This is a genomic window from Caballeronia sp. BR00000012568055 (assembly GCF_029439455.1).
Taxonomy (GTDB): Bacteria; Pseudomonadota; Gammaproteobacteria; order Burkholderiales; family Burkholderiaceae; genus Caballeronia.
This window is the reverse complement of record NZ_JAQFVG010000311.1, coordinates 185,848-211,135: the sequence shown is the minus strand read 5'-3', so window position 1 is coordinate 211,135 and position 25,288 is coordinate 185,848. Positions and strand designations below refer to the sequence as shown.

Here is a 25,288-nt window from a genome sequence, read left to right as displayed (position 1 = left end):
TGCAGCAGCAAAGAAAGTTACCCCCCCGCCGGGGAGGCGGCTACTGCATAAACCAAACCCAAAAAAGAATCAGCACCCAACAGCGCCAGCGGCATAACCAATACGACCAAACCGAGCCGTCATCTCCCGCACGCGCAACAGTTGCGCCGCAACAGCCAGCCCAATCGACCAAGGCGCCTTATCGACAATCCCTTCGACGCCAATAGGACAGGTAATCTCCGGCAACCGCTCAGCCGGAACCCCGCGTTCCACCAACCGCCGCTCAAACTTAACCCGCTTGGTCGCCGATCCAATCAGCCCGAAGTACGCAAAGTCCTCACGCCGCATAATCCGCTGAGTCAAAGAAAAATCCAGCGCATGATCATGCGTCATGACGATGAAGTAAGCCCCCGCCGGAGCCTCATCGACAATGACGTCAGGCAAGTCCGTAGCCTCGATCTGCACATTGGCCGGCACCTCGTCAGGAAAAAGCTCATCCCGCGCATCGACCCATTGCACGACGCACGGCAGCGTGCCCAGCACTTTCACGAGCGCGTGCCCCACATGCCCCGCGCCGAACAACACGACGTGCATCATGACCGCGCGCTCCTCACCGCATTCACGGCCTTGAGAATCTCTTCGGCCGTCGCCGGCGCATTCAACGGCGGATTCACGCGATGCTCACCCACAGCCGAAACCGCATCGCGGATGGCGAAGAACACGGAGAACGGCAGCAGCAACGGCGGCTCGCCGACAGCCTTCGAGCGATGAATACTGTCCTCCACGTTCCGATTCTTGAACAGATCGACGCGGAAGTCCGCAGGCATATCGTTCGTAGTCGGAATCTTGTACGTGGACGGCGCGTGCGTCATCAGCTTGCCCTTATCGTTCCACCAGAGTTCTTCCGTGGTCAGCCAGCCCATGCCCTGCACGAACGCGCCTTCCACTTGCCCCTTGTCCAAAGCCGGATTCAGCGATGCACCGACGTCATGCAACGCATCCGCACGCAGCACGCGCATTTCGCCGGTGAGCGTATCGATCACGACTTCTGAAACCGCCGCGCCGTACGAGTAGTAGAAGAACGGACGACCCTGCATCGTCGCCTGATCCCAGTAGAGTTTGGGCGTGGCGTAGAAGCCGTCGGACCACAACTGCACGCGCGCGAGATACGCCTTCTGCACGACTTCGCCGAACGGAATCGCATCGTTGCCGACGATCACGCGGTCGTTCGCAAAGCGCACTTGCTCCGGCGCCACCTGTCCGCCGCCGAACTTCTCCGCGGCAAACTTAGCGAGCCGTTCACGCAACTGGCGCGCCGCATCCTGCGCGGCCTTGCCGTTCAAATCCGTTCCCGTCGATGCCGCCGTCGCCGATGTATTCGCGACCTTGCTCGTATCCGTCGCCGTCACGCGCACGCGCTCGAAGTCCACGCCAAGTTCATGCGCCACGACTTGCGCAACCTTCGTGTTCAAACCCTGGCCCATTTCGGTGCCGCCGTGATTCACGAGCATCGAGCCATCGGTATAGATGTGAACCAGCGCGCCGGCCTGATTGAAGTGCGTCACATTGAAAGCGATGCCGAATTTCACCGGCGTCAGCGCCATGCCCTTCTTCAGAATCTCGTTGTTCGCGTTGAACGCGTCGATCTCGGCGCGACGCTTGCGGTAATCGCTGGTCTCTTCCAACTCGGCGATCAACTCGTGAATCACGTTGTCTTCGACGGTCTGTCCGTACGGCGTCTGGTTGTTCTCCGTCTTGCCGTAGAAATTCGCGCGACGCACATCGAGTGAATCGCGGCCGACCGAACGCGCCACGTTGTCCATGATGTATTCGATCGCGAACGCGCCCTGCGGTCCGCCGAAGCCGCGAAACGCCGTGTTCGACTGCGTGTTGGTCTTGCCGCAATAGCCTTCGATCTTCACATCCGACAGCCAGTACGCGTTGTCGAAGTGGCAGACGGCGCGCGTCATCACCGGGCCGGACAAGTCGGCGGAGAAGCCGCAGCGCGACGTCATATCGACGGATACGCCTTCGATCTTGCCGTCGTCGTCGTAACCGACTTCGAAGTCGTAGATGAAGTCGTGGCGCTTGCCGGTGATCATCATGTCGTCGTCGCGGTCCGGACGCAGCTTGATCGGGCACAGCAGCTTCCACGCTGCCAGCGCCGCGCAGCACGCGAACAAACCGGATTGCGATTCCTTGCCGCCGAATCCGCCGCCCATGCGCCGGCATTCGACCAGCACGTTATGTGAATGCACGTTCAGCACGTGCGCGACCAGATGCTGCATTTCGGTCGGATGCTGCGTCGAGCAATAGACGTGCATGCCGTCGTCGTCCTTCGGCACGGCGTAGGCAATCTGGCCTTCGAGATAGAACTGCTCCTGACCGCCGAGCTTCATCGCGCCGCGTTCGTGATGCGCGGCTTTCGACATGCGGCCTTCCGCATCGCCGCGCGACAGTTTGAGCGGATTCAATACGTACGATTCGGCCTTGCGCGCATCCGCAGGCGTGAGGATCGGCACGAGGTCTTCGAATTCGAGCCTCGCGCGACGGGCGGCGAGACGCGCCGTATCGTGCGATGTCGCCACCACGATGAACATCGGCTGGCCGACGTATTGCACGATGCCCTGCGCCAGCACCGGATCGTCGTGGATGATCGGACCGCAATCGTTGGTGCCGGGGATATCGTCTGCCGTGAATACGGCGACGACGCCGGGCGTGGCGCGCACCGCATCGAAGTTCATCGACACGATTTTTGCGTGCGCTTTCGGGCTGGTGCCGAGCGCGGCGTGCAGCGTGCCCGCGATAACCGGAATATCGTCCGTATAGCTCGCGCGGCCGCTTACATGCAGATGCGCCGATTCATGCGGACGCGACACGTGGACCTGCTTGAAATCATCGACTTCGTTCGCGAGCGACTGGGCTTCGGCGAGAAAGGCTTCGGCTTGCTGATTCATTTGTTCTCTCCTTTGCTTATTTCGCTTCGACCAGTTCGATGGCGCGCACATCCAGTTGCGACTTTGGCAGCGGATTGTTCGGCCGCGTTTCCAGCCAGAAGCGATACAGCAGGCTCTTCGCCGTGTCGAGGCGATAGTCGCTGCTGGCACGCATATCGGTGAGCGGCGCGTAGTCCTTGCCGAGCGCGATCATCGCGGCTTGCGCGGTGGCTTCGTGCCATTGCGCATCGCTCAAAATTGCTTCGGCGTGCGATGCACGCTTCGGCGTCGCGGCCATGCCGCCGTACGCGAGACGCGGCTCGCGAATAAAGTCGCCATCCGCGATAAACGAAAACGCGGCGTACACGGCGCTGATGTCCGAGTCGAAACGCTTGGACAGCTTGTACGCGCGGAATTGCAGCTTCGCGCGCTGGCCGGTGCGCGTCGGCACTTTCAAAGCAGCGACGAATTCGTTCTCCGCCATGTCCTTCTTCTGATACGCGATGTACAAATCTTCGAGCGCCATCTCGCGCGGACCGTCCACGCTATGCAGCACGACACGCGCGTTCAACGCGATCAGGCCGGGCATCGAATCACCGATCGGCGAGCCGTTGGCGACGTTGCCGCCGAGCGTGCCCGCATTGCGGATCGGCAGCGAGGCGAAGCGCAGACGCGTTTCTTCCAGCTCCGGATAAATCTTCACGATCTCAGAATACGCACGTTCCACCGACACGCCCGCACCGATCTCGATCCACTCGTCCGTCGTCCGAACCTGTTTGAACGACTCGATCTGCCCGATATAAACGATATCGCCGAGATCGCGCAGTTGCTTGGTTACCCACAAGCCGACGTCCGTGCTGCCCGCGAGAATGCGCACGTCCGGCTTGTCGGCTTTGATCTGCGCGAGCGCATCGACGGTGCGCGGCGCGTCGAAGGCGCGGCCCGCGTGTTCGTAGTGGAAAGTGTCGTCGCGCTTCAGGCTGTCGAGCGTGCGCGCGAGTGCGGGCACGTTGAGCGGTGCCAGCGGCGCGTGATCGAACATCTGCTCCGCCGCCTCGATGATCGGCCGGTATCCCGTGCAGCGGCACAGATTGCCCGTCAGCGCATCGCTGATTTCCTGGCGCGTGGGTTTGGTCTTGTCGCAAGCGCCGGAACAGCCGGTGGTCGCATGACCGTGCTTTTCGTAAAGCGCGAACATCGACATGGCGAAACCGGGCGTGCAGAAACCGCACTGCGATCCGTGGCAATCGACCAGCGCCTTTTGCACCGGATGCAGCGAGCCGTCCGGCTGGCGCAGATCTTCGACGGTGAAGAGCGCGCGGCCATCGAGCGTCGGCAGGAATTGCACGCACGCGTTGACCGCCTTGAACGCGACGCCGCCCGCGCCGTCCGGCTCGCCGATCACGACCGTGCACGCGCCGCAATCGCCTTCCGCGCAGCCTTCCTTGGTGCCGGTGCAGCGCGCGTCTTCGCGCAGATATTGGAGGACGGTGCGCGTGGTGGACACATCGCTCACTTCCTGAATCGCGTTGCGGTGATAGAAGCGGATCGGCTGGCTCATGAGTCTGTCTCGGGGGCGTTCTGGTACTTTTTTGCTGGTTGCGCGGGGTGCGCAGCCGGTGGCTGTTGTCGCTGCGTGTGTCGCTGTTATTGCGGTGAGGTGACTTTCGGAAAATTCCGGTCGCCTCGATGATTCGAAAGCTATCACCGCCAAAATCGATAACCCATAGGTGACATTGCATGCACGACATATTCCTATCCCGATATGTCGTGTAAGCCTTATCTGGCGCGCCTTTGCGCGACGCCATCCGACCGTTCGGACAGGCGATTTGTCCCATCTGGTTACAAAACGGGCGCGACGCGGTGCCGCATCCTATGCGACAATCATGCCTTCGCGCCGAATTCAACCCCGCAATTTCCCTATGTCCTCCGAGCCTCGCACCGCGCCGCAAGGCGATTTCGCCGTCACGCTTCGAATCGTGTCGGTCGTCGTGTACACGTTCCTTTGCTATCTGACGATCGGCATTCCGCTGGCGGTGCTGCCGGACTTCGTGCACACGGATTTAGGATACGGCTCGGTAATGGCGGGCGCAGCGATCAGCGTCCAATACTTCGCGACCCTGGCGTCCCGCCCGCTCGCCGGCCGCACTGCCGACACGCTCGGTCCCAAGAAAACGGTGCTCTACGGCCTGGCGGCGTGCGCGGTGAGTGGCGTGTTGCTGCTGGCATCGGCGCTGGCGGCGCAGTGGCATGCGGTGAGTCTCGTGCTGCTGGTCGTCGCAAGGCTCGTGCTCGGCTTCGGGGAAAGCTGGGTCGGGACCGGATCGATTACGTGGGGCATCGGGCGCGTGGGTGTATCGCACAATGCGAAGGTGATTTCGTGGAACGGGATCGCGACGTATGGCGCATTGGCGATCGGCGCGCCGCTGGGCGTGGCGATCGAACATTCGATCGGCTTTGCAGCGCTGGGCGTGATCGTGATTGCGTTGGGCGCGCTCGGTTACTGGCTCGCGACGCGCATGGCGCCGGTGCCGGTGGTGCATGGCGAGCGCATGTCGTATCGGAGCGTGTTCTTCCGCGTGCTGCCGCATGGCCTGGGATTGGCGTTGGGATCGGCCGGGTTTGGATCGATCGCCACGTTCATCACCTTGTTCTATGCCGCGCACAACTGGCCGAATGCGGCGCTTTCGTTGACCGTTTTCGGCACGATGTTTATCGGCGCGCGTTTGCTGTTCGCCAACACGATCAAAACGTTCGGCGGGTTCCGCGTGGCGATCGTGTCGTTCTCTTTCGAGTGCGTGGGTTTGTTGCTGCTGTGGCTTGCGGCTGAGCCGACTTTGGCGCTTGCTGGCGCGGCGTTGACGGGCTTTGGTTTCGCGCTGGTTTTCCCGGCGTTGGGCGTTGAGGCGGTGGGTCTTGTGCCTCCGGCGAGCCGTGGCGCCGCGCTGTCGGCGTATTCCGTGTTTCTCGATTTGTCGCTCGGGCTGACCGGGCCGCTCGCGGGGTATGCGGCGGGTGAGTTCGGGTATGGATCGGTTTATCTGTTCGCGGCGCTGGCGGCGGCTGCGGCGGTGGCGTTGTCGGTCGCGCTTTATGTGCGTGCGGGGCGGGGGGTGGGTGGGCCGGCGACGGCTTGGCCCCACGCTCAAGGGCTGAAGCGTGATCCTTCAGCCCAAATTCCGGCGTGCGCGTGCGATAACCTCCCGCACATGCGCCATAAAGGCCGGATCATCTCTGCCTTCCTCCAGACAGGCATCGAAAAATTCTTCGATGTCCGCCTCGGTTTTCAGATATTCCGCCGAATCCCACGGCCGCGTTTCTAGTTTTTCCATCGCCCTCTCCTTTTCGAACGAGCCAGCTTGGCAGAACGCATGCCGTGAATCCAGTGCGTTTGTCTTAAAATCCCCCTCTGGCCCCTTTGCGTCCGCTTTATGAACTCGACCTCGGAAGACCGCTGGCACGAACTGCGCCCGGACCCGGAAAGCGACACTCCGCTCTATCTGCAACTCGCCCGCAAGCTGGCCGATGCCATTCACGACAATCGCTGGAATGCCGGCGAAGCACTGCCCTCGGAGCGCGTGTTGTCCGATGCGCTCGGCGTGTCGCGCATCACATCGAGAAAGGCGATCGCGCTCCTGGTCAAGCAAGGGCTGATTCGACGCGAACAAGGCGCGGGCAGTTTCATCACGCCGCGTTACGAAGATCCGCTCTCGCGTCTGTCGAGCTTCTCGGAGATGCTGCGGCGACGCGGTTTCACGCCGAGTTCTCAATGGCTCTCGCGCACCGTCGAGCCGGCCAATCGCGATGAAGTCATTCAACTCGGTCTCTCGCCCGCCGCCACCGTCACGCGTCTGAAGCGTCTGCGTCTGGCCGATGACATCGTTATGGCTGTCGAGAATTCCACGTTTCCCGCGTCCTGCATTCCCGATCCGCAAGCCATCGGCGATTCGCTCTACAGCTATCTCGATACGCGCGGCCTCGCGATCGTGCGCGCCTTGCAGCACTTTCGCGCCGTCAACGCGAGCGAGGAGATCGCGCAGCAAATGAGCATCACGCCGCACGATGCGCTCTTGCTCATCACGCGCGTGGGCTACACCGCCGATGGCCGCGCGATCGAACTGACCGATACCTACTGCCGCAACGACTACTACGACTTCGTCGCCGAACTTCGTAAATGACCGATCTCACCGCAGGCACGCCGTCAGACCGCTCGCTTTCGATCATGCTGTGGATCGTGGCGACCGGCTTCTTCATGCAGACGCTGGACTCGACGATCGTCAACACCGCGCTGCCCGCGATGGCCCGCAGTCTCGGCGAAGCGCCGCTGCGCATGCAGGGCGTGGTGATCGCCTATTCGCTGACGATGGCGATGATGATTCCCGTCTCCGGCTGGCTCGCGGACAAGCTCGGCACCAAGCGCGTGTTTCTGAGCGCGATCCTCATTTTCACGATCGGCTCGCTGTTGTGTGCAAAGGCGCAATCGCTGACGGCGCTGGTGTCGTATCGCGTGGTGCAGGGTGTGGGCGGCGCGATGTTGCTGCCGGTCGGGCGGCTGGCCGTGTTGCGCGTGTTTCCGGCGGAGCGCTATCTGTCGGCGCTGGCGTTCGTCGCCATTCCCGGTCTGATCGGCCCGCTGATCGGTCCGACGCTCGGCGGCTGGCTGGTGCAGGTTGCATCGTGGCACTGGATCTTTCTGATCAACGTACCGGTCGGCATCGTCGGGTGTATCGCGACGAATATGTATATGCCCGACAGCCGCAACCCCGCGACCGCGCCCTTCGATCTCGCGGGTTATCTGCTGCTTGCCATCGGCATGGTCGCGCTGACGATTTCGCTCGATGGTCTCGCCGATCTCGGTCTGCAACACGCCGTCGTGATCGTGCTGCTGATTCTGTCGTTCGGATGCTTCGTCGCCTACGGTCTGCACGCAACGCGCGCCGCCCAGCCGATTTTTTCGCTCGATCTGTTCAAGATTCACACGTTCAGCGTGGGCTTGCTGGGCAATCTGTTCGCGCGTATCGGCAGTGGCGCGATGCCTTATCTGATTCCGCTGCTGCTGCAAGTGAGCCTCGGCTACACGCCGTTTCAGGCCGGCATGATGATGCTGCCCGTCGCCGCTGCGGGCATGGCGTCGAAACGGCTCGTGACGCGGCTGATCGAAAAGCATGGGTATCGGCGGGTGCTGGTGGTGAACACTGTGCTCGTCGGTTTGATGATGGCGAGCTTCGGCCTGATGAGCGCAAGTCAGCCGCTTTGGTTGCGCCTCGTGCAGCTGGCCATCTTCGGCGCCGTCAATTCGATGCAGTTCACCGCGATGAACACGCTCACGCTCAAGGATCTCGGCACGGGCGGCGCGAGCAGCGGCAACAGCCTGTTCTCGCTCGTGCAGATGCTGTCGATGAGTCTCGGCGTGACCGTCGCGGGCGCGATTCTCGCCACGTTCACAGGACTTCTGCCGCGCGTTACCGAGACGAACTCGCTACCCGCGTTTCATGCGACTTTCCTGTGCGTCGGCATCATCACGGCGGCGACGGCGTGGATTTTCGGGCAGCTCGCGCCCGAAGTGCGCTCGGTCAAACGCAAGCCGGACCCGTCTGAATCGAACTGACAGCGTGCGCGGCGCACCGATACGGTGCCTGCAGCACCGCATCGACCATATTCGACACACAAATGCAGTACCTTTACGCCGGTAAATCGCCCGCCCAGCCGCGCCGCGATTGAATTTGCATACTTTTTGCTCAATCGTTTTGCAAGCTCGTTCCGGTAAACTGTCGCCGAGCTATCTCAATAAAGCTGCGCACCGACACATCGACACCATGAGCATGGTTGACCTCGACCCTCCCCGCTTCAGCCCGCCGCGCCCCGTCGCTGGCGATGACGGCTCGCGTCGCACCGTGCTGTATGGCGAATACACCGTGTTCAGCGTGTTTCAGCCGGTGTTTTCGGTTTCGCATCGGCGCGCGATCGGTTATCACGCCTCGTTGCGCGCGCGTGACGATACGCATCGGCATGTGCCGTCGCATGAAGTGTTCACGCAGGCCGCACGCCGTGGCGATTTGCTCGAACTCGGGCGGCTGGCGGAATCGCTTCATCTGGGCAACTTCAACGCGTTCGACAGTCACGACGAATGGCTCTTTCTGAGCCTGCATCCCGCCGCGCTGATGGACACCAGTTACGGCGATGCGCTCGTCTCCGGGCTCAAGGAAATTGGTTTGCCGCCGCAGCGCGTGGTGCTCGAAGTGCCCGAACAGGCGGGCGGCGAGACCACGCGCTTCACCGAAATCGTCGATACGCTGCGCAAGTCGGGCTTTCTGATCGCGCTGGATGGCTTCGGCGTGAAGCATTCGAATATCGATCGCGTGTGGCAACTGCGGCCCGATATCGTCACGCTCGATCGATGCATTCTTCAGCAAGCCACCGAGCATTCGCATATCGAACGTGTGTTGCCGCGGCTCGTGTCGCTATTGCACGAATCCGGCCAGCTCGTGCTGATGGGCGGTTTGTCCTCGGAACGCGAGGCGTTGTTCGCGCTGGAATGCAATGTCGATTTCGTGCAGGGCGCATATTTTGCACAGCCGAGCGTCGAAGCCGTGCATAGCCAGGTCGCGGCAAGCGTGATCGATGCGCTGACGGCGGCATCGCGGGAGCGGATCGCGGCGCGGGATCGCGCGCAGTCGGCGCGGCTTGAGCCGTACGTGAGCGGATTGGAACGTGCGGCGGTCAAGCTGATGGAAGGTGAATCGCAGATTGCGGCGACCAGCGAATTGCTGCAACTCGCCGATACCGCGCGCTGCTTCCTGCTCGATCAGGCAGGGCGGCAAATCGGCGATAACGTCGTGCCGATCGTGCGCACCTCGCAACGTGCAAAACGCTTTAGTCCGTTGCTGCATTCGGAAGGCGCGAGCTGGGAGCGCCGGCCGTATTTCATCGAGGCGCTGCGTGCGCCGGGACGCGTGCAACTGACCGCGCCGTATCTGTCGATCAACGAGGCGCACTTGTGCGTGACGGCATCGATCGCGGCGCAGACGCCTTATGGCTTGCAGGTCTTGTGCGTGGATATCAACTGGGAAGCTGCGCCGCGCCGCCGATAAACTCGTTCAAACGCGTTCAGGTCGGCTTGTTCGTATCGGGCCTTAGCAGATCGAAACCCGCCAGCACGAGCACGCCTGACAGCACGATCAACGCGACGGAATGTTGGCCGAAATAAAGCAGCGCGGCGGCTGACCAGGCCGTGGCGCAGAGTGCGGCGAAGCGTTTCATGATGGACTTCTTGATGCGTGGCGACGGTGTACCGAGATTGTAGAGCCGCTGAAAAAGCCACGCAGAAATCACTCTGGCAACAACGCCGACAACAATCGCCTCAATTCCCGCCCTTCCGCCGCCGTCAACTTCGCGGTCAGAATCCGCTCCACTTCCTCCACACGCGGCCTCAGCGTCGAAAGCTGCTTCTTTCCCGCCGATGTCAGATACAGCACGTAACTACGCTTATCGACCGGATCGTCGGTGCGTTCGATCAACTCGTTGCGCACCATCCGCGCGACGAGATCGGCGATGGTCGATCGGTCTACATCGAGTTCATCGCCTAACTGACGCTGGTTCACGCCCGGCGTGCGCTGAAGAATTTCGAGCGCCGCGTACTGCACGCTCGTGATCTCGGTCGATACCTCGCTCTGCCACACCGCCAGATGCCGCTGCTGCGCGCGGCGCACGAGACTGCCGGTGAATTTGGCGAGCGGGTCGGGTTGATCGTTTTTTGCGGCCACGGGTCAGTCTTCGGATCAGTCGTTGGATTGCGATTTCAAAATAGGCCGCAGGAACGCATTCAGTTCATCGAAGGCATCGAGCGGCAGCACATGCGCCACGTATTGATCGGGACGCACGACCACCAGCGCGCCCCGTTCGCGGTCGATACCGCGCGCATCGAAGATATCAGTCGATGCGTCGCTCGTAAATGCCTTCTCGTAGTCGATCAGACCGTAGCGTCCCTTGCGCGGCAACAGCGCGCGATGCAATTCCTCCAGCTTCACTTCGCGATGCGGCGTCTGCAAGACTGCACGCAGATCGATCACGCTGTCGGCATCGGCATATTGTGGCGTGACAGCGCGCGCAAGCGATTCGACATGTGTACACAGCGCGTCGAACGCTGTGCCGCTTGCGTCCGAGAACGCGTAGAGACGCCAGCGGCCATCAGCGCGTGCGGCGTGACCGAGATGCATCGGTTTGGCATCCGCGATACGCACGACGGGCGATGAATGAAAACGCGCGCCGATCGTGAAGCCGCTCGCAAGCGATTGATGCGTCGTCTCGCCCGTCAACGTCGTGCCGGGACGATAACGCGTCGCCACGCCTGCGGTGTATCGGCCGGCACGAACGAAGTACGCCTGAAGCTCGGCCGGATCGACACCGCCCGCTTCCGGATGCGCCGGATCTTTAGGTGGCGCAGCCATCATCGCGGACCATTCCTTGTCGAAGTCGATCAGCTCTTGCGCGACCGGCTGACGTTCATCGGAATACGTGCGCAAGAGGCTCGCATCGCTGCGGCCTTCGAGCACCGCGCCGAGTTTCCAGCCGAGATTGAAGCCGTCCTGCATCGATACGTTCATGCCCTGGCCCGCCTTCGCGCTGTGCGTATGACACGCATCGCCGGCGATAAACACACGCGGATCGCGCGACTCGCCATCGTCGAAACGCTCGGTCAGACGCTGGCCGACTTCATACACCGAGAACCACGCGACCTCTTTCACATCGAGCGTATAGGGGTGCAAAATCCGTTGCGCCGTTTCGATGATGCGCTCCACCTTGGTCTGCTTGATCGTGTCGCGATTCTCCGGCGTCACTTCGCCGAGATCGACGTAAAAGCGCACGAGATAACCGCCTTCGCGCGGAATCAGCAGCAGGTTGCCCTTGCTCGCCGATTGAATCGCGGCCTTGAGGCGAATGTCGGGAAAGTCGGTGACGGCGAGCGCATCCATCACGCCCCACGCGTGATTCGCGGCATCGCCCTTGAGCGTCTGTCCGATGGCCGTGCGCACCACGCTTCGCGCGCCATCGCAACCGACGACATAACGCGCGCGAACCTTCACATGCTCGCCGCTTTCACTTCGACGCAACGTGACATGAACTGGATAGTCATCCGAATCATTGCGCATGATCTCGACGACTTCCAGCCCATAATCCGGCTCCAACCGATTCGCAGAACGACGCATCAGATCGAGCAGATATTCCTGCACGCGCGCCTGATTGACGATCACATGCGGAAACTCCGACAAACCTTCTTCGGTATCCTGAACACGTCCGGTACGACGAATTGCGCCGCGATCATTTGCGTCCGGCCGCCAGAAGACGGTCTCGTTGACCCAATACGCTTCGCGCAGCAGACGCTCGCTCAGTCCGAACGCATTGAACATTTCAACCGTGCGGCACGCGACGCCATCCGCTTGTCCCATCAGCAACGGCCCCGCGCGACGTTCCACGATACGCGTGGTAATCGACGGAAACTGCGACAACTGCGCCGCGAGCACCAGCCCCGCTGGTCCGCTGCCAACGATCAGCACATCGACTTCTTCCGGCATCTCGATGCGCGGCGCGCCTTTAGCGGCGGGTTCGATCATCGGATCGTCCGTGCGGAAACCGTTGAGATGAAATTGCATGATGTCGTCCTCCATGTAGTCTCGAATCACCTTGGATCGAAATATACTCCGTACACCAACTATATCCAAGGAAAACTCGCTTTCCTGCGGTTTACCCCGATGACATACGCGTGTGATGGTCGCGGTTTATCATCGACACGACCCACGCTGGCGCACGCTTCGCACTGTCTTGATGCGTGCGCGGCAAGACCGCTTCCGAAACACGTCGTCTCGCGCGATGGTCCTGAAGTTGCTTGCATCGGCCCGCATTGACGATGAGACGAACGACAACCCAAGGGCTTTCCAACATGGCAAAGATCTCCGCAGGGGTAGGTCCGAAACTTCCTCAGGTCGTGATTCTGTTCGGCGCGACCGGCGACCTTTCACGTCGCAAGCTATTGCCCGGACTCTGTCATCTGTCCAATGCGGGATTTATTCCGGGGTGCAAAATCATCGCGGTCGCGCTGGACGATATCGATGTGGACGAGTTTCGTCGGCAAGCGAAAGCCTCGCTCGATGAGTTTTCGACTCGCAAGATTTCGCAGGAAGAATGGGACACGTTCGCGGGAAACTTGAGTTACGTTCCGCTGACGGCCGGCGCCGAAGCGCTCAAAGCCGAAGTGCGCCTTGCCGAGCAAAGTTTCGATGGTGAATGCCAGCGTCTGCATTATTTGAGCGTGCCGCCGAATGCTGCGCTCTCCGCCGTCGCCATGCTTAACGACGCCGATCTGGTCGAGCGTTCGCGCATTATTATGGAGAAGCCGTTCGGCACGAATCTGGCGACGGCCGTGTCGCTGAACAAGCGGCTGCATGAGGTGTTCGAGGAATCGCAGATTTTCCGTATCGATCACTTTCTGGGCAAGGAACCGGCGCAGAACATTCTCGCGTTCCGCTTTGCCAATGGCTTGTTCGAACCGATTTGGAATCGCAATTTCATCGATCATATTCAGATCGATGTGCCGGAGACGTTGGGTCTCGGCAAGCGCGCAGGCTTCTACGAGCAAACCGGCGCGTTCCGCGATATGGTCGTGACTCACCTTTTCCAAATCCTCGCGTTCGTGGCGATGGAACCGCCTACATCGCTCGAACCATCGCCGATCAGCGAGGAAAAGAACAAGGTCTTCCGCTGCATGCAGCCGATCGAACCATCGGATGTCGTGCGCGGGCAATACACGGGTTATCGGCAGGAAGAAGGCGTGAGTCCGGAGTCGGACGCGGAGACGTTTATCGCGCTGAAATGCTCGATCGACAACTGGCGATGGGCGGGCGTGCCCTTCTATCTGCGCACCGGAAAGCGCATGGCCGAAGGACAACGCATCATTTCGATCGCGTTTCGCGAGCCGCCGAAGAGCATGTTTCCGGCTGGATCGGGCGTTGGATCGCAAGGTCCGGATCATCTGACTTTCGATCTCGCCGATGCGTCGAAAATGTCGTTGTCGTTCTATGGCAAGCGTCCCGGTCCGGGCATGCGGCTCGACAAGCTCAGCCTGCAATTCGCCATGCGCGATACCGGTTTGATCGGTGACGTGCTCGAAGCCTACGAACGCCTGATTCTCGATGCAATGCGCGGTGACCGCACGCTGTTCACGACGGCGGAAGGCATCGAAAGATTGTGGGAAGTTTCGACGGCGCTGATCGAATCGCCGCCGCCGGTACGGCTGTACGCGCCCGGATCGTGGGGACCGAACGCGATTCATCAGCTCGTCGCGCCGCACGCGTGGCGCTTGCCGTTCGAGCGCACGTGGCGCGATCCGAACGCCTCAGGAAGTTAATCAGGCAGTTAGTTTTTACAAAAAAAGGCCGTTGTCGATAAGGACAACGGCCTTTCTTACAAGCAAGCTCAAGAAAAACTATTGCGCAGCAGGCGACTTCACGCTCGGCGTGGCCAGCGTATTGTTGCTCGTCGGAGGCGCCGCATTAAGCGTCGCATTGCTGTTCACGCCGCTCGGCAGGCCGGAATTCGGCGCGCGCGTGCCCATGTCCGAGTTCGTCGTGCCCGGCGTGCCATAGCCGCCCGACATGTTGCCGCCGTTGTTCACCTGATTTGCAGGGCTGGCCGTGCTGCCCGACGATCCACCGCCACCATTCGCGCCACCGGCCGATTGCGCATAGACGCCGCCCGACATCGCGAGTGCGGCGACGGCCGCGATCAACGTGCTGGTTGCCTTGTTCATGATGCGTGCCTCCTTGATCGGAATGAAAATAGGTCCACAGACTCCACCGTCTGCTGGTGTCAAGGAGCGCAATCATCGTGCCGCGTACGAAGTCTGTGCATAACGAAAAAAAGCCCTCTTACGAGGGCTTTTCTATGTACTACGGCTTTCCGACAATCGTTACGATGTCTTGAGCAATGAGCTTAAGCACCAAAATTCTTCGATGCAAAATCCCAGTTCACGATGTTCCAGTAAGCCTCGATAAACTTCGGACGCGCATTGCGATAGTCGATGTAATACGCGTGCTCCCACACGTCGATGGTGACGAGCGCCTTAGCATCCGTCGTCAGCGGCGTGGCGGCGTTGCTGGTCGAGACGATATCGACGCTGCCGTCGGTCTTCTTGACGAGCCACGTCCAGCCCGAGCCGAACGTGCCGGTTGCGACCTTCGCGAATTCTTCCTTGAACTTGTCGTACGAACCGTACTTGGCGTTGATGGCATCAGCCAGCGCGCCGGTCGGAGCGCCGCCGCCGTTCGGCGACAGGCTGTTCCAGAAGAACGTGTGATTCCAGACTTGCGCCGAGTTATTGAAGATGCCGCCCGACGACTTCTTGACGATTTCTTCCAGCGACGCGTTTTCGAATTCCGTGCCCGGAATCAGCTTGTTCAGATTCGTCACATAGGTCTGGTGATGCTTGCCATAGTGATACTCGAGCGTTTCTTCCGACATGTGCGGAGCGAGCGCGTTCTTGTCGAACGGCAGCGGCGGGAGCGTATGTTCCATGATGCGAGCTTCCTTTCTATGTGGTTTGTGGGGGATGTTCTGTGTGACGCTGGTTGCAGCAAGTAGAGCAATGGATTGTAGGTGAGTTGGGATAACCCCGCAAACCGCATGCCTTTTATGAGTAAGATCGCTTTCGAAGCGCCACGGACGGCGTAAATAGTGCTCGCGACGTGTGAATGTGGCGCGTCAAATCTACGTTCAGAAGTCTTCGGGCAGGCGCGGCTGGACATCGGCCAACAAGACATCCGCGGAGCCTTCTGCGAGATGGACGGTGAGCGGGCGCTTCGGTTTCAGCGCGCCCGGCGCACGCAATGCGCGGCCCGTTTGGGTATCGATCAATGCGGCATAGCCGCGTTCCAGCGTGCGCTGCGGACTGAGCACCTGCAAGCGTGCCGCCAGTTCCGATACGCACGCTTTCTCCCGCTCCGCGCGACGTTCACGCGCATTCGCCACGCGCTGCGACAAGCGCATCAAATGCTCGCGATGCGCTTCCAGATTCGGCCGCTTGCGTTCCCACCGATACTGCACCAACGCGAATTGCGCACGCGCATCGCGTACGGGACGCGCGCCCGCTGCCGCCAGCCGGCTCGCCAATTGACGCAGATGCACCCGCTGCCGCGCCAGACGCTCAGCGGGACTGACCAGCCGACGCGCAAGCCAGTCGAGTTGCTGCGCGCGTCGCTCCATCATGCGACCGAAACCGCGCGTCAGCGTCGCATGCCGATGATCCAGCTCGCGCAGCAGCAGCACGCGCTGCGGGCTGACGAGTTCGGCGGCGGCGGTCGGCGTCGGCGCGCGTACATCGGCGGCGGAATCGGCAATGGTGAAATCCGTCTCGTGACCGACGCCGCTGACAACGGGCAACTCACTCGCGGCAATCGCACGCGCGAGCACTTCTTCGTTGAACGCCCACAAATCTTCGATCGATCCACCGCCGCGACACACGATCAGCACATCGACTTCACGGCGCGCGTTGGCGGCTTCGACCATCGCCGCGAGCTTGGTGCTCACGCCCGCGCCCTGCACCGGCGCGGAATACACGACGACAGGCACATGCGGCGCGCGGCGCGCGAGCGTGGCCAGCACACCGCGCAAAGCGGCCGCCTGCAACGACGTCACAATCCCGATCCCACGCGGATGCGAAGGCAACGCACGCTTGCGCTCAGCCGCAAACAAGCCTTCGCTTTCGAGCTGCGCCTTTAGCCGCAGAAACGCTTCGTACAGACGCCCCTGCCCCGTGCGCCGCACCGCTTCAACATTGAGTTGAAGCTCGCCGCGCGGCTCGTACATCGTCACCAGCGCGCGTACTTCGATCTTGTCGCCTTCGCGCGGCGTGAACTCGGCGTACTGCGCGCGGCCTCGGAACATCACGCAGCGCATCTGCGCATTGGCATCCTTGATCGAGAAATACCAGTGGCCGCTCGCCGCCCGCGTAAAGTTCGACACCTCGCCCGATACCCACACGAGCGGAAACGAGCGCTCCAGCATCGTGTTGATCGCACGATTGAGGACGGAAACGGGAATGACGGCATCGCCGCCTTGCGACTGCAAGGAATCGGGAGTCATAGGCGAAATCGAATGAAAGATGCGGCGCACTATACGTCAAACCATCGTCAGACTGACGATATGACGTATGGACAAAATCCGCCGAACGAGGTACGCAAGTGTAGCAAGTGTCCACACAGAAAGACTTACCGAAAACGCTTCTCAACACGCCTGAAAGCCGCGACACACCGTAGCAAGCCATTGATTTAAATAGATTAAATTTGTCTGATTAGGATTTTCTGCGGAGTAACGCTTTCCTGACGCGGCATTGCGCTTTCCGGACGACAACTTGTTCACAGAGTTATCCACAGATTGCGGAATCAGGCGAACGGCCGATAAAGACGCTCGCAGCCCGACACGCCGACTGGCGCGCACGCCGCTCGCGCGATAGAGTGCCGGGTTCAACGCTCACCTGAATCGAAGGAGCTGCCGTTGCGCGCCATGCCGTTTCTACGAATTAAGACCGTCACGAAGGCGGTCCATGTCTGATCTCAAAGCGCCGATCGAAACCTTCTTCGCGCGCGAATGGCGTGCGCGCGGCCCGATTGCGTGGGCGCTCACGCCGCTCGCCTGCGTGTTCGCCGCGATCACCGCGACGCGCCGCTCGTTCTATCAACTGGGCTGGTTCAAACAGGTCGATGTCGGTGTGCCCGTCGTTGTGGTCGGCAATGTGACCGTCGGCGGGACCGGCAAGACGCCGACCGTGATCGCGCTGGTCGAAGCGCTGCGCGCAGCGGGCTTTCAGCCGGGCGTCGTGTCGCGCGGTTACGGCGCGAAAATCAAGCAGCCGACCAGCGTCACGCCGGCCAGCGCGGCATCGCAAGTCGGCGACGAGCCTTTGCTGATCGCGCGCCGCACGCATGCGCCGGTGTTCGTCTGCCCGAATCGCGTGGCGGCGGCGCAGGCGCTGTTGAAAGCCAATCCGAATGTCGATGTGCTCGTCTCCGACGACGGCCTTCAGCACTATCGGATGGCGCGCGCCTTCGAACTCGTCGTATTCGATGACCGTCTGGGCGGCAACGGCTTCCTGCTGCCCGCCGGTCCGCTGCGTGAACCGATGTCGCGCCACCGCGATGCCACGCTCATCAACAGCCCGTACGACAAAACGCTGCCGCCGTGGCCCGACACCTTCGCGCTCGAACTCGAATCCGGCGACGCCTGGCTGCTTGACGATCCTTCCGTGCGCCGTCCGCTCTCGCAATTTGCGAACGAAAAAGTGGTCGCGGCGGCGGGCATCGGATCGCCGGAGCGCTTCTTCGCGACGCTGCGCTCAGCGGGCATCACGCCCACGACGCGCGCGTTTCCGGACCACTATTCGTATCGCACGAATCCGTTCGAATCCGTGCAGGCCGACGCCATCCTTGTGACGGAAAAGGATGCAGTAAAATTCGAGGCCTGGCGCGACGCACGCATCTGGGTCGTTCCTGTGCAAGCCGTGCTTCGGCCCCGCCTTATCGCTTTGGTTGTGGAGAAACTTCGTGGACGCACGCCTGCTTGAAATCCTCGTCTGCCCGATCTGCAAGGGCCCGCTCACCTATGACCGCGCGGCGCAGGAACTCATCTGCAACGCGGACAAACTCGCGTATCCCATTCGCGACGGCATTCCCGTGATGCTCGTCGATGAAGCGCGTCAGACGGTGGAAGGCACGCCCGTCGAACCGCTCAAGCCCGTTGACGACAACTGATCTTCAGGCTTAGTTACAGGCTTATCGAGTCATGTCCGTACCGTTCATCGCCATCATTCCGGCGCGTCTCGCGTCTACGCGTCTGCCGAACAAACCGCTCGCGGATATCGGCGGCAAGCCGATGGTCGTGCGCGTCGCCGAACGTGCGCGCGAGTCGGGCGCATCGCAGGTGCTGATCGCGACCGACTCCGGCCTCGTGGTCGATGCCGCGCGCGATCACGGCATCGAAGTGATGTTGACGCGGCCCGATCATCCGACCGGCACGGATCGTCTCGCCGAAGTCGTCACGCGGCTCGGCTGCGCGGACGATGCGATCATCGTCAACGTTCAGGGCGACGAGCCTTTGATCGATCCGCAACTCGTACGCGATGTCGCCGCGCATCTCGCCGCGCATCCCGCATGCGCGATCGCGACCGCCGCGCATCCCATCCACGATCCCGCCGACGTGTTCAATCCGAACGTCGTGAAGGTCGTGCTCGATGCCAGGAGCGTCGCGCTGTATTTCTCGCGCGCGCCGATTCCGTGGACGCGCGATGCCTGGCAAGCGCATTGGCCTGACGTTTCCGCGCTGTCGAATCTGCCGGCCGTGCCGGAAAACGTGCTGCGACATATTGGCCTATACGCATATCGCGCCAAGTTTTTGCGAACGTTTCCAAGTCTCGCGCAGGCGCCGATCGAATCGGCCGAAGCGCTGGAGCAATTGCGCGCGCTGTGGCATGGCGAACGCATTGCGGTGCGCGTCACGCAAGACGCCCCGCCGCCCGGTGTCGATACACCGACCGACCTCGAACGCGTTCGCGCGCTGTTCCCTGCCTCGAACTGAAAGCTGCGCACAACCCGTGTAAACCCGCCAAAGCGTTGATTGGCGGGCTTCGCGACGTTTTCTATCCGCGTTATTACGGCTGAAACTGTCATTCTCCGTGGCATAATCAAGCGATTGCGCGAGCCGTCCGGTCAGCGCCACGCTCAATATTGCGCCGCTGTCCGTGGGTGTCGCGCCGTCTCCGTTACGGCCGCGTCTCTCCCCCGTTGACGCCGCCCGAGCCAGCTCACCGGATCACCCATCAGCCTCGCGGCACGATTTCTAGACGATTCGGAGAGTTCATCATGCGTTTGATCCTGTTGGGCGCACCCGGTGCGGGCAAGGGCACCCAGGCAAACTTCATCAAGGAAAAATTCGGCATTCCGCAGATTTCCACCGGCGACATGCTGCGCGCGGCGGTCAAGGCGGGTTCGCCGCTGGGCGTCGAAGCCAAGGGCTATATGGATGCCGGCGATCTCGTGCCGGATTCGCTCATCATCAATCTGGTGAAAGAGCGCCTGCTCGCGGACGACTGCAAGAACGGCTATCTGTTCGACGGTTTCCCGCGCACCATTCCGCAAGCTGAAGCCATGAAGAACGCCGGCGTGGCGATCGACTACGTGCTGGAGATCGACGTGCCGTTCGACGAGATCATCACGCGTATGAGCGGTCGTCGCGTGCACGCGGCATCGGGCCGGACGTATCACGTCAAGTTCAATCCGCCGAAAGTGGAAGGCAAGGACGATGTCACCGGCGAACCGCTGATCCAGCGCGACGACGACAAGGAAGAAACCGTCAAGAAGCGTCTGGACGTGTATGAATCGCAGACCAAGCCGCTGATCGCCTACTACAACGATTGGGCGAAGAGCGGTGCATCGAATGGATTGGAAGCGCCGCAGTATCGCAAGATTTCGGGCCTCGGCGCGGTCGATGAAATTCGCACGCGCGTGTTCGACGCGTTGAAGTAAGCGTCTTCGTTTGCGCTTCTCAGAAAACCCGCTCCATGTGAGCGGGTTTTTTTATGCCGCGTCGCTTCGATGCGCTTCGATACAATCGTTCGACTACATAAAAGGAGACACGCAGATGGATATGCAAGGCAATGTGTTCGTGATTACCGGCGGCGCGTCGGGACTCGGTGCATCGACGGCTAAGTTGATTGCGCAGCACGGCGGCAAAGTTGTGCTCGCGGATATGAACGAAGCGGCGGGCGTCGAACTCGCGCGCGAATTGTCCGGCGAGTTCGTCAAGTGCGACGTGAGTCAGGAAGCCGATGGACAACGCGTGATCGATACAGCGCTCAAGCTCGGCACGCTACGTGGACTCGTGAACTGCGCAGGCATCGCGCCCGCATCGAAAACCGTGGGACGCGATGGGCCGCATCCGCTCGATCTGTTTTCGAAAGTCGTTTCAGTGAACCTGATCGGCACGTTCAACATGATCCGGCTCGCGGCAAACGCGATGTCGAAGAACGAAGCGAATGCAGCGGGTGAACGTGGCGTGATCGTGAACACGGCGTCAGTTGCAGCGTTCGACGGACAAATCGGTCAGGCGGCGTACGCGGCATCGAAAAGCGGCGTCGCGGGTATGACCTTGCCGATTGCGCGTGATCTGAGCCGAAGCGGCATCCGCGTGATGACGATTGCACCGGGTCTGTTCGAAACGCCGATGCTGCTCGGCATGCCTAAAGACGTGCAAGACGCGCTCGGCGCGATGGTCCCCTTCCCTCCGCGCCTCGGCAAACCCGACGAGTACGCGATGCTCGTCAAACACATCTTCGAGAACACGATGCTGAATGGCGAAGTGATCCGCCTCGACGGCGCGATCCGCATGCAGCCCAAGTAGTTTTTAGTCGCCGTGCTGTGTGCGCTGACGCAGCTCATGCAGTTCGGTTTCGACGACCGTCGCGTCTTCCGCGTCGGGACGGTCTTCGAGATAGCGCGCGAGGTCTTCGAGCGCAGGCCGGAGATAATCGAGCCGCGCATAAGCAAAGCCACGATCCCGCACTTCTTCGATACTTCCCGGAAGCACGATCACGAGCCGCTGCTGCACGGCGAGCAAACGTTGCCAGCGCTCCGTCTGCAAATAGATGCCCTTCAGATTGCGCAGCATCCGCGCGATGATCTCGCGGCGCGTGGCAGGCTGAAGCAACACGCGCAACGCACTGCTGATCGATTCCCCGACGCGCTGCACATAAGGTTCGAGCATCTCGACCATCTGCGCTTCGGAGAGCGTCTGACCGTTGGTCGGATCGAGCATCAGGTCCTGACCGGGCACAGCGACGCGCAGCAGAAAATGCCCCGGAAACGACACGCCGCGCACCGGCAAGCCGAGTTGCTCCGCCATCTCCAGATAAACGACCGCAAGCGTGATCGGAATGCCGCGACGACGGCGCAGCACCACGTTCAGATGGCTGTTATCGGGATCGTAGTAATCGTTGAGATTGCTGGAGAAGCCCAGTTCGCGGAAGAAATAGCGATTGAGCGCATCGACTTTTTGCTTGATGTCGGCATCGTCGGGCATGCGGCGGCGCGCGCGGACGACGAGTTCGTCGATCTCCGCGAGCGTGGCCTGCAAGTCGAGATCCGGATACGCATCCTGCGCAATCGACAACGCCGCCTCCGTCAGCGGAAGACTTTCGTCATCGGCCATCAGCGAGGAGAAGTAATCGAGGATGCGCGTCGTTGTCATCAAAGCGTGCGTCTCTTGAAGTAGGCGTATTTGAAGCCCATGGCGGACAGCATACCGAAATACAGCGCAGCGAACACGACGAGGCTCGCGCCCATCAATGCGATACGCATGAGCGGCGTGGCGCGCATGCCGATCCAGTCGAAGTTGATCGCCACCCAATGCATCACGCCAGCAAGAACCAGGCACGCGCCGATCAACTGCACGAGAAAGCGCAGCCAGCCCGCAGACGGCGTGTAGATCTTGCGGCGGCGCAGGCCGATGTAGAGCAGCGTCGCGTTCGTAATTGCGCCGAAGCTGATCGAGAGCGTAAGACCGGCGTGAGCAAAAATCGGCACGAAGATGTAGTTGCTCAACTGTGTCATGAACAGCACGAAGATAGCGATCTTCACCGGCGTCTTGATGTCCTGCTTCGCATAGAAGCCCGGCGCGAGAATCTTGATCACGATCAAACCGACCAGTCCGATGCCATATGCGCCCAACGCGCGGCCGACCATCACGACCGAGTGACTATCGAACTTGCCGTAGTGGAACAGCGTGGCCGTGAGCGGTTCGGCGAAAAAGAACAGCGCGACGGCGCTCGGTGCGGCCAGAAGGAACGTGAGACGCAGGCCCCAATCGAGCAGTGACGCGTATTCGTCGTTGTTTGCATCGACGTGGGCTTTCGAGAGACTCGGAAGCAGGATGGTGCCGAGCGCCGCGCCGAGCAGCGCGGTCGGAAACTCCATCAGCCGATCGGCATAGTTGATCCACGATACCGCGCCCGGCCCGATATTCGACGCAATGTTCGTGTTGATGATCAGACTCAACTGCTGCACCGATACGGCAAACGTCGCAGGCAACATCTTCCACAACACGCGCTTGACGCCCGGATGCGCAAGCGCCTTCATGAAGCTCAGACCGATGCGCGGCACCATGTCGATCTTCTTCAGCCCCGGCAACTGCACCAGCAATTGCAGCACGCCGCCCGCGATTACCGCATAAGCGAGCGCGTACACCGGCACCTTCAGATGCGGCGCGACGAACACCGCCGCCGTGATGAACGCGACATTGAGCAGCACCGGCGCGAACGCGGGCAACGAGAACTGCTTGTACGTGTTGAGCACGCCGGACGCGAGCGTGGTCATCGAAATAAGCAGGATGTACGGGAACATGATCCGCGTCATCTCGACCGCGAGCGTATAGCCGATGCCCTCGTGCTTCAGCCCCGATGCCACCGCGAACACCACCCAGCTCGCTCCCGCCATGCCGACCAGCGACAGCACGACGAGCGCCCAGGTGAGCACGGTGGACATGGCATCGACGAGCGCCTTGGTCGGATCATGGCCTTGACTGTTCTTGAACTCGGCGAGGACCGGCACGAAGGCTTGCGCGAACGCGCCTTCCGCCGATAGCCGCCGCAGCATATTGGGGATACGGAACGCGACGTAGAACGCGTCGGTATAGAGACTGGCGCCGAAGGCTCGGGCGATCAGCGTTTCGCGGATCAGGCCGGTCACGCGCGACAGCAGCGTGAAGCCGCTGACCGTCAGGAGGGCTCGGAATAGATTCATGGGGCGCTTATTATACGGGCCGGGCGTGGCGCGCTCAGGTTACAGATCGTGTCGCTGGCGGCGTTTTGCGTACGTTTGACCGATTTCGTTTGTCTCGGCTCGGTGGCGTCTTGTTTCGCAAGCCGAATCCATCCTTGTCATATCTCGTATTTGATTGCTATAATCGCCGGTTCCGAAGCTCCGCTTTAGGCACTTCAAGGCTGCTTCGCGCCTTTTCCGGCTCGGACCCGCGTGTAATCTGGCGGTCCGGAACCCGATCGGCGTAGTTTTAAAGGTTCTCGGGCAATCGTTCCCGGGATTTCAGATTCAGGCAGTTCGTCCGAAAACGCCCCGCTCCGGGCTTTTCCACGGTCGCTTTTAGTGCGGCCAAGACGGCGAGCGCCGAACAAGTAACAGCAGAAACAGGACAAGGAACCGTCATGGCAAATACCGCACAAGCACGCAAGCGCGCCCGTCAGGCCGCTAAGGCAAACTCGCACAACTCGGCGCTGCGCTCGAAGTTCCGCACGGCCATCAAGGCAGTTCGCAAGGCTATCGAAGCCGGCGATCAAGCCAAGGCTGCCGAAGTGTACAAGGCGTCCGTCAAGACGATGGACATCATCTCGGACAAGAAGATCGTCCACAAGAACAAGGCAGCTCGTCATAAGAGCCGCCTGGCTGCAGCCATCAAGGGCCTGCAAGCCCCCGCTGCCCAGTAATTCCGGCTCGCTTCCGGCGAGCGCTTCCTCGTGAAGCGTGCGCCGGGGCAGCTTCCTGTTTCCGCTGCGCAGTAATGAAAAAGCCCGCTGTTTTTACATCAGCGGGCTTTTTTGCGTCCTGGCTTTTTGCTTACTCTTTCTCGGGAGCAGGTGCTTCTGCCGGAGCGGGTGCGGGTGCGGGTGCAGATGCAGGCGCGTGCGCCTGATCCGCGCCGTGATGCAGCGTCAGTTCGCACGCCTCGGTCACCAGCAGATCGTTGTCCTTGGCGAAGTTCAGCACGAAGTCGAAGGCCATCGGTTCAATGTCGCGCAGGCGCGAATCCAGAATGACGACCTTGATGTCACCGATCATCGTCGGGCGGACGTAGATGGAATATTGCAGGCGGGCGTTCGGCCCTCGCGCCTTCGGCCCGAACCCCGACATCACACCGCACAGGCGCTCCGACCAGTCGCTCGGCCGAAACTTTCTCCCGTTCTTGGTGATGCCTTGTATGAAGTACTCGGTTGGGGTTGTTTCAGCCATGTATAGCATTACCTTTTGACAGCCGATGATGCACACCGGCAAAAACGACGCTCGACGTTCGACATTCGGAGACGGCGTCCCGGCGACGCGGGCGCGTGCACGGAGCTACCTGACGACCGCTTGCGCGCCTTCGCCGAACGTACGCTTGAAACCGTGCTGAATGTTGCAGAGTTGTTGAAACGAGCGAGCAGGATTATACCGCAGCCCCCTCTTTTCCGCACTGCACACAAAACGCGGTAACGCCCGCGAAGGCTTGCTGCAAGCCTTACAGCGAGGTATCGGAGCTTTCTGCCAGCCCCGTGCCAGCCTCGTCAA

General features: G+C 61.1%; 23 protein-coding genes. 11 read left to right on the top strand and 12 right to left on the bottom strand.

Features of this window, described 5'->3' with window-relative positions; genetic code table 11:
• Window positions 1-69: 69 nt before the first annotated feature.
• From xdhC to xdhA, 3 genes are read right to left on the bottom strand one after another with little or no spacing between them, the layout of a single operon-like run.
• Entirely contained in the window at window positions 70-576 is a 507-nt protein-coding gene (xdhC, locus tag P7F28_RS23360; protein ID WP_277187136.1) for a xanthine dehydrogenase accessory protein XdhC, read from the bottom strand.
• Window positions 573-2,936 (bottom strand): xanthine dehydrogenase molybdopterin binding subunit, encoded by a 2,364-nt coding sequence (gene xdhB / locus P7F28_RS23355; RefSeq protein ID WP_277187135.1) that lies wholly within the window; start codon window positions 2,934-2,936, stop codon window positions 573-575. Before xdhB ends, xdhC begins: the two co-directional genes overlap by 4 nt.
• A gap of 16 nt (window positions 2,937-2,952) precedes the next feature.
• Window positions 2,953-4,476, bottom strand: coding sequence for a xanthine dehydrogenase small subunit (xdhA, locus tag P7F28_RS23350; RefSeq protein WP_277187134.1), 1,524 nt, complete (start codon window positions 4,474-4,476; stop codon window positions 2,953-2,955).
• Between the two features lie 361 nt (window positions 4,477-4,837).
• On the opposite strand from xdhA, the gene P7F28_RS23345 reads away from it, so the two are divergent.
• The 4 genes from P7F28_RS23345 to P7F28_RS23325 all read left to right on the top strand — a co-directional run bounded on the left by P7F28_RS23345 (window position 4,838) and on the right by P7F28_RS23325 (window position 10,006).
• On the top strand, window positions 4,838-6,238 hold the full coding sequence (locus P7F28_RS23345) for an MFS transporter (RefSeq protein ID WP_370467386.1): 1,401 nt from the start codon (window positions 4,838-4,840) through the stop codon (window positions 6,236-6,238).
• 108 nt (window positions 6,239-6,346) lie between these two features.
• Entirely contained in the window at window positions 6,347-7,093 is a 747-nt protein-coding gene (locus P7F28_RS23335) for a GntR family transcriptional regulator (protein WP_277187133.1), read from the top strand.
• Window positions 7,090-8,523 carry a multidrug transporter subunit MdtD gene (mdtD, locus tag P7F28_RS23330; protein ID WP_277187132.1) on the top strand — a complete coding sequence of 478 codons (1,434 nt, stop codon included), beginning with the start codon at window positions 7,090-7,092 and terminating at the stop codon, window positions 8,521-8,523. Before P7F28_RS23335 ends, mdtD begins: the two co-directional genes overlap by 4 nt.
• A gap of 208 nt (window positions 8,524-8,731) precedes the next feature.
• The gene (locus P7F28_RS23325; RefSeq protein WP_277187131.1) at window positions 8,732-10,006 is read left to right on the top strand and encodes an EAL domain-containing protein; all 1,275 of its coding nucleotides are present in this window, start codon (window positions 8,732-8,734) and stop codon (window positions 10,004-10,006) included.
• Window positions 10,007-10,022: 16 nt separating this feature from the next.
• Here P7F28_RS23325 and P7F28_RS23320 read toward each other — a convergent pair whose 3' ends face one another.
• From P7F28_RS23320 to P7F28_RS23310, 3 genes are all read right to left on the bottom strand, one after another.
• Window positions 10,023-10,175 (bottom strand): hypothetical protein, encoded by a 153-nt coding sequence (locus P7F28_RS23320; protein WP_277187130.1) that lies wholly within the window; start codon window positions 10,173-10,175, stop codon window positions 10,023-10,025.
• Between the two features lie 68 nt (window positions 10,176-10,243).
• Complete coding sequence (locus P7F28_RS23315; RefSeq protein ID WP_277187129.1) at window positions 10,244-10,678, bottom strand: MarR family transcriptional regulator; 435 nt, start codon at window positions 10,676-10,678, stop codon at window positions 10,244-10,246.
• A 15-nt stretch (window positions 10,679-10,693) separates the two neighbouring features.
• Window positions 10,694-12,565, bottom strand: a complete 1,872-nt coding sequence (locus tag P7F28_RS23310) for an FAD-binding monooxygenase (RefSeq protein ID WP_277187128.1) — start codon at window positions 12,563-12,565, stop codon at window positions 10,694-10,696.
• A 287-nt stretch (window positions 12,566-12,852) separates the two neighbouring features.
• Here P7F28_RS23310 and zwf point away from each other — a divergent pair, with 287 nt between their 5' ends.
• Entirely contained in the window at window positions 12,853-14,316 is a 1,464-nt protein-coding gene (gene zwf, locus P7F28_RS23305; RefSeq protein ID WP_277187127.1) for a glucose-6-phosphate dehydrogenase, read from the top strand.
• 78 nt (window positions 14,317-14,394) lie between these two features.
• Here zwf and P7F28_RS23300 read toward each other — a convergent pair whose 3' ends face one another.
• From P7F28_RS23300 to xseA, 3 genes are all read right to left on the bottom strand, one after another.
• Window positions 14,395-14,718 (bottom strand): hypothetical protein, encoded by a 324-nt coding sequence (locus P7F28_RS23300; protein WP_277187126.1) that lies wholly within the window; start codon window positions 14,716-14,718, stop codon window positions 14,395-14,397.
• Between the two features lie 182 nt (window positions 14,719-14,900).
• Window positions 14,901-15,482 (bottom strand): superoxide dismutase, encoded by a 582-nt coding sequence (locus P7F28_RS23295; RefSeq protein WP_277187125.1) that lies wholly within the window; start codon window positions 15,480-15,482, stop codon window positions 14,901-14,903.
• A 198-nt stretch (window positions 15,483-15,680) separates the two neighbouring features.
• A complete protein-coding gene (gene xseA, locus P7F28_RS23290) occupies window positions 15,681-17,048 on the bottom strand; it encodes an exodeoxyribonuclease VII large subunit (RefSeq protein ID WP_277187124.1) in 1,368 nt (455 codons plus the stop codon).
• A gap of 460 nt (window positions 17,049-17,508) precedes the next feature.
• Between xseA and lpxK the strand changes: the two genes are divergently transcribed.
• The 5 genes from lpxK to P7F28_RS23265 all read left to right on the top strand — a co-directional run bounded on the left by lpxK (window position 17,509) and on the right by P7F28_RS23265 (window position 21,356).
• Entirely contained in the window at window positions 17,509-18,525 is a 1,017-nt protein-coding gene (gene lpxK, locus P7F28_RS23285) for a tetraacyldisaccharide 4'-kinase (protein WP_277187123.1), read from the top strand.
• Window positions 18,506-18,712, top strand: a complete 207-nt coding sequence (locus P7F28_RS23280; protein ID WP_277187122.1) for a Trm112 family protein — start codon at window positions 18,506-18,508, stop codon at window positions 18,710-18,712. Before lpxK ends, P7F28_RS23280 begins: the two co-directional genes overlap by 20 nt.
• Window positions 18,713-18,743: 31 nt before the next feature.
• A complete protein-coding gene (gene kdsB / locus P7F28_RS23275) occupies window positions 18,744-19,535 on the top strand; it encodes a 3-deoxy-manno-octulosonate cytidylyltransferase (protein ID WP_277187121.1) in 792 nt (263 codons plus the stop codon).
• Between the two features lie 284 nt (window positions 19,536-19,819).
• Window positions 19,820-20,482 carry an adenylate kinase gene (adk, locus tag P7F28_RS23270; protein WP_277187120.1) on the top strand — a complete coding sequence of 221 codons (663 nt, stop codon included), beginning with the start codon at window positions 19,820-19,822 and terminating at the stop codon, window positions 20,480-20,482.
• A gap of 115 nt (window positions 20,483-20,597) precedes the next feature.
• Window positions 20,598-21,356: a 3-hydroxyacyl-CoA dehydrogenase gene (locus tag P7F28_RS23265; protein WP_277187119.1), complete on the top strand. Its 759-nt coding sequence runs from the start codon at window positions 20,598-20,600 to the stop codon at window positions 21,354-21,356.
• A gap of 3 nt (window positions 21,357-21,359) precedes the next feature.
• Here P7F28_RS23265 and P7F28_RS23260 read toward each other — a convergent pair whose 3' ends face one another.
• Together P7F28_RS23260 and murJ are read right to left on the bottom strand one after the other, a co-directional pair.
• Complete coding sequence (locus P7F28_RS23260; protein ID WP_277187118.1) at window positions 21,360-22,202, bottom strand: SirB1 family protein; 843 nt, start codon at window positions 22,200-22,202, stop codon at window positions 21,360-21,362.
• Complete coding sequence (murJ, locus tag P7F28_RS23255; RefSeq protein WP_277187117.1) at window positions 22,202-23,752, bottom strand: murein biosynthesis integral membrane protein MurJ; 1,551 nt, start codon at window positions 23,750-23,752, stop codon at window positions 22,202-22,204. The genes P7F28_RS23260 and murJ overlap by 1 nt, the downstream gene beginning before the upstream one ends.
• 419 nt (window positions 23,753-24,171) lie before the next feature.
• Between murJ and rpsT the strand changes: the two genes are divergently transcribed.
• On the top strand, window positions 24,172-24,450 hold the full coding sequence (gene rpsT / locus P7F28_RS23250; protein ID WP_277187116.1) for a 30S ribosomal protein S20: 279 nt from the start codon (window positions 24,172-24,174) through the stop codon (window positions 24,448-24,450).
• Between the two features lie 130 nt (window positions 24,451-24,580).
• Here rpsT and P7F28_RS23245 read toward each other — a convergent pair whose 3' ends face one another.
• Window positions 24,581-24,973 (bottom strand): DUF3579 domain-containing protein, encoded by a 393-nt coding sequence (locus tag P7F28_RS23245; protein WP_277187115.1) that lies wholly within the window; start codon window positions 24,971-24,973, stop codon window positions 24,581-24,583.
• Window positions 24,974-25,288: the final 315 nt, after the last annotated feature.

Excerpts from the sequence above, each read along its gene's own strand:
- P7F28_RS23320 (WP_277187130.1), bottom strand. The coding sequence starts at position 10,175 with ATGAAACGCTTCGCCGCACTCTGCGCCACGGCCTGGTCAGCCGCCGCG.
- lpxK (WP_277187123.1), top strand. The coding sequence starts at position 17,509 with ATGTCTGATCTCAAAGCGCCGATCGAAACCTTCTTCGCGCGCGAATGG.
- xdhC (WP_277187136.1), bottom strand. The coding sequence starts at position 576 with ATGATGCACGTCGTGTTGTTCGGCGCGGGGCATGTGGGGCACGCGCTC.
- P7F28_RS23295 (WP_277187125.1), bottom strand. The coding sequence starts at position 15,482 with ATGGAACATACGCTCCCGCCGCTGCCGTTCGACAAGAACGCGCTCGCT.
- P7F28_RS23335 (WP_277187133.1), top strand. The coding sequence starts at position 6,347 with ATGAACTCGACCTCGGAAGACCGCTGGCACGAACTGCGCCCGGACCCG.
- zwf (WP_277187127.1), top strand. The coding sequence starts at position 12,853 with ATGGCAAAGATCTCCGCAGGGGTAGGTCCGAAACTTCCTCAGGTCGTG.
- P7F28_RS23325 (WP_277187131.1), top strand. The coding sequence starts at position 8,732 with ATGAGCATGGTTGACCTCGACCCTCCCCGCTTCAGCCCGCCGCGCCCC.
- xdhB (WP_277187135.1), bottom strand. The coding sequence starts at position 2,936 with ATGAATCAGCAAGCCGAAGCCTTTCTCGCCGAAGCCCAGTCGCTCGCG.
- P7F28_RS23265 (WP_277187119.1), top strand. The coding sequence starts at position 20,598 with ATGGATATGCAAGGCAATGTGTTCGTGATTACCGGCGGCGCGTCGGGA.
- adk (WP_277187120.1), top strand. The coding sequence starts at position 19,820 with ATGCGTTTGATCCTGTTGGGCGCACCCGGTGCGGGCAAGGGCACCCAG.
- kdsB (WP_277187121.1), top strand. The coding sequence starts at position 18,744 with ATGTCCGTACCGTTCATCGCCATCATTCCGGCGCGTCTCGCGTCTACG.
- rpsT (WP_277187116.1), top strand. The coding sequence starts at position 24,172 with ATGGCAAATACCGCACAAGCACGCAAGCGCGCCCGTCAGGCCGCTAAG.
- P7F28_RS23345 (WP_370467386.1), top strand. The coding sequence starts at position 4,838 with ATGTCCTCCGAGCCTCGCACCGCGCCGCAAGGCGATTTCGCCGTCACG.
- mdtD (WP_277187132.1), top strand. The coding sequence starts at position 7,090 with ATGACCGATCTCACCGCAGGCACGCCGTCAGACCGCTCGCTTTCGATC.
- P7F28_RS23300 (WP_277187126.1), bottom strand. The coding sequence starts at position 14,718 with ATGAACAAGGCAACCAGCACGTTGATCGCGGCCGTCGCCGCACTCGCG.
- P7F28_RS23245 (WP_277187115.1), bottom strand. The coding sequence starts at position 24,973 with ATGGCTGAAACAACCCCAACCGAGTACTTCATACAAGGCATCACCAAG.
- xseA (WP_277187124.1), bottom strand. The coding sequence starts at position 17,048 with ATGACTCCCGATTCCTTGCAGTCGCAAGGCGGCGATGCCGTCATTCCC.
- P7F28_RS23310 (WP_277187128.1), bottom strand. The coding sequence starts at position 12,565 with ATGCAATTTCATCTCAACGGTTTCCGCACGGACGATCCGATGATCGAA.
- murJ (WP_277187117.1), bottom strand. The coding sequence starts at position 23,752 with ATGAATCTATTCCGAGCCCTCCTGACGGTCAGCGGCTTCACGCTGCTG.
- xdhA (WP_277187134.1), bottom strand. The coding sequence starts at position 4,476 with ATGAGCCAGCCGATCCGCTTCTATCACCGCAACGCGATTCAGGAAGTG.
- P7F28_RS23260 (WP_277187118.1), bottom strand. The coding sequence starts at position 22,202 with ATGACAACGACGCGCATCCTCGATTACTTCTCCTCGCTGATGGCCGAT.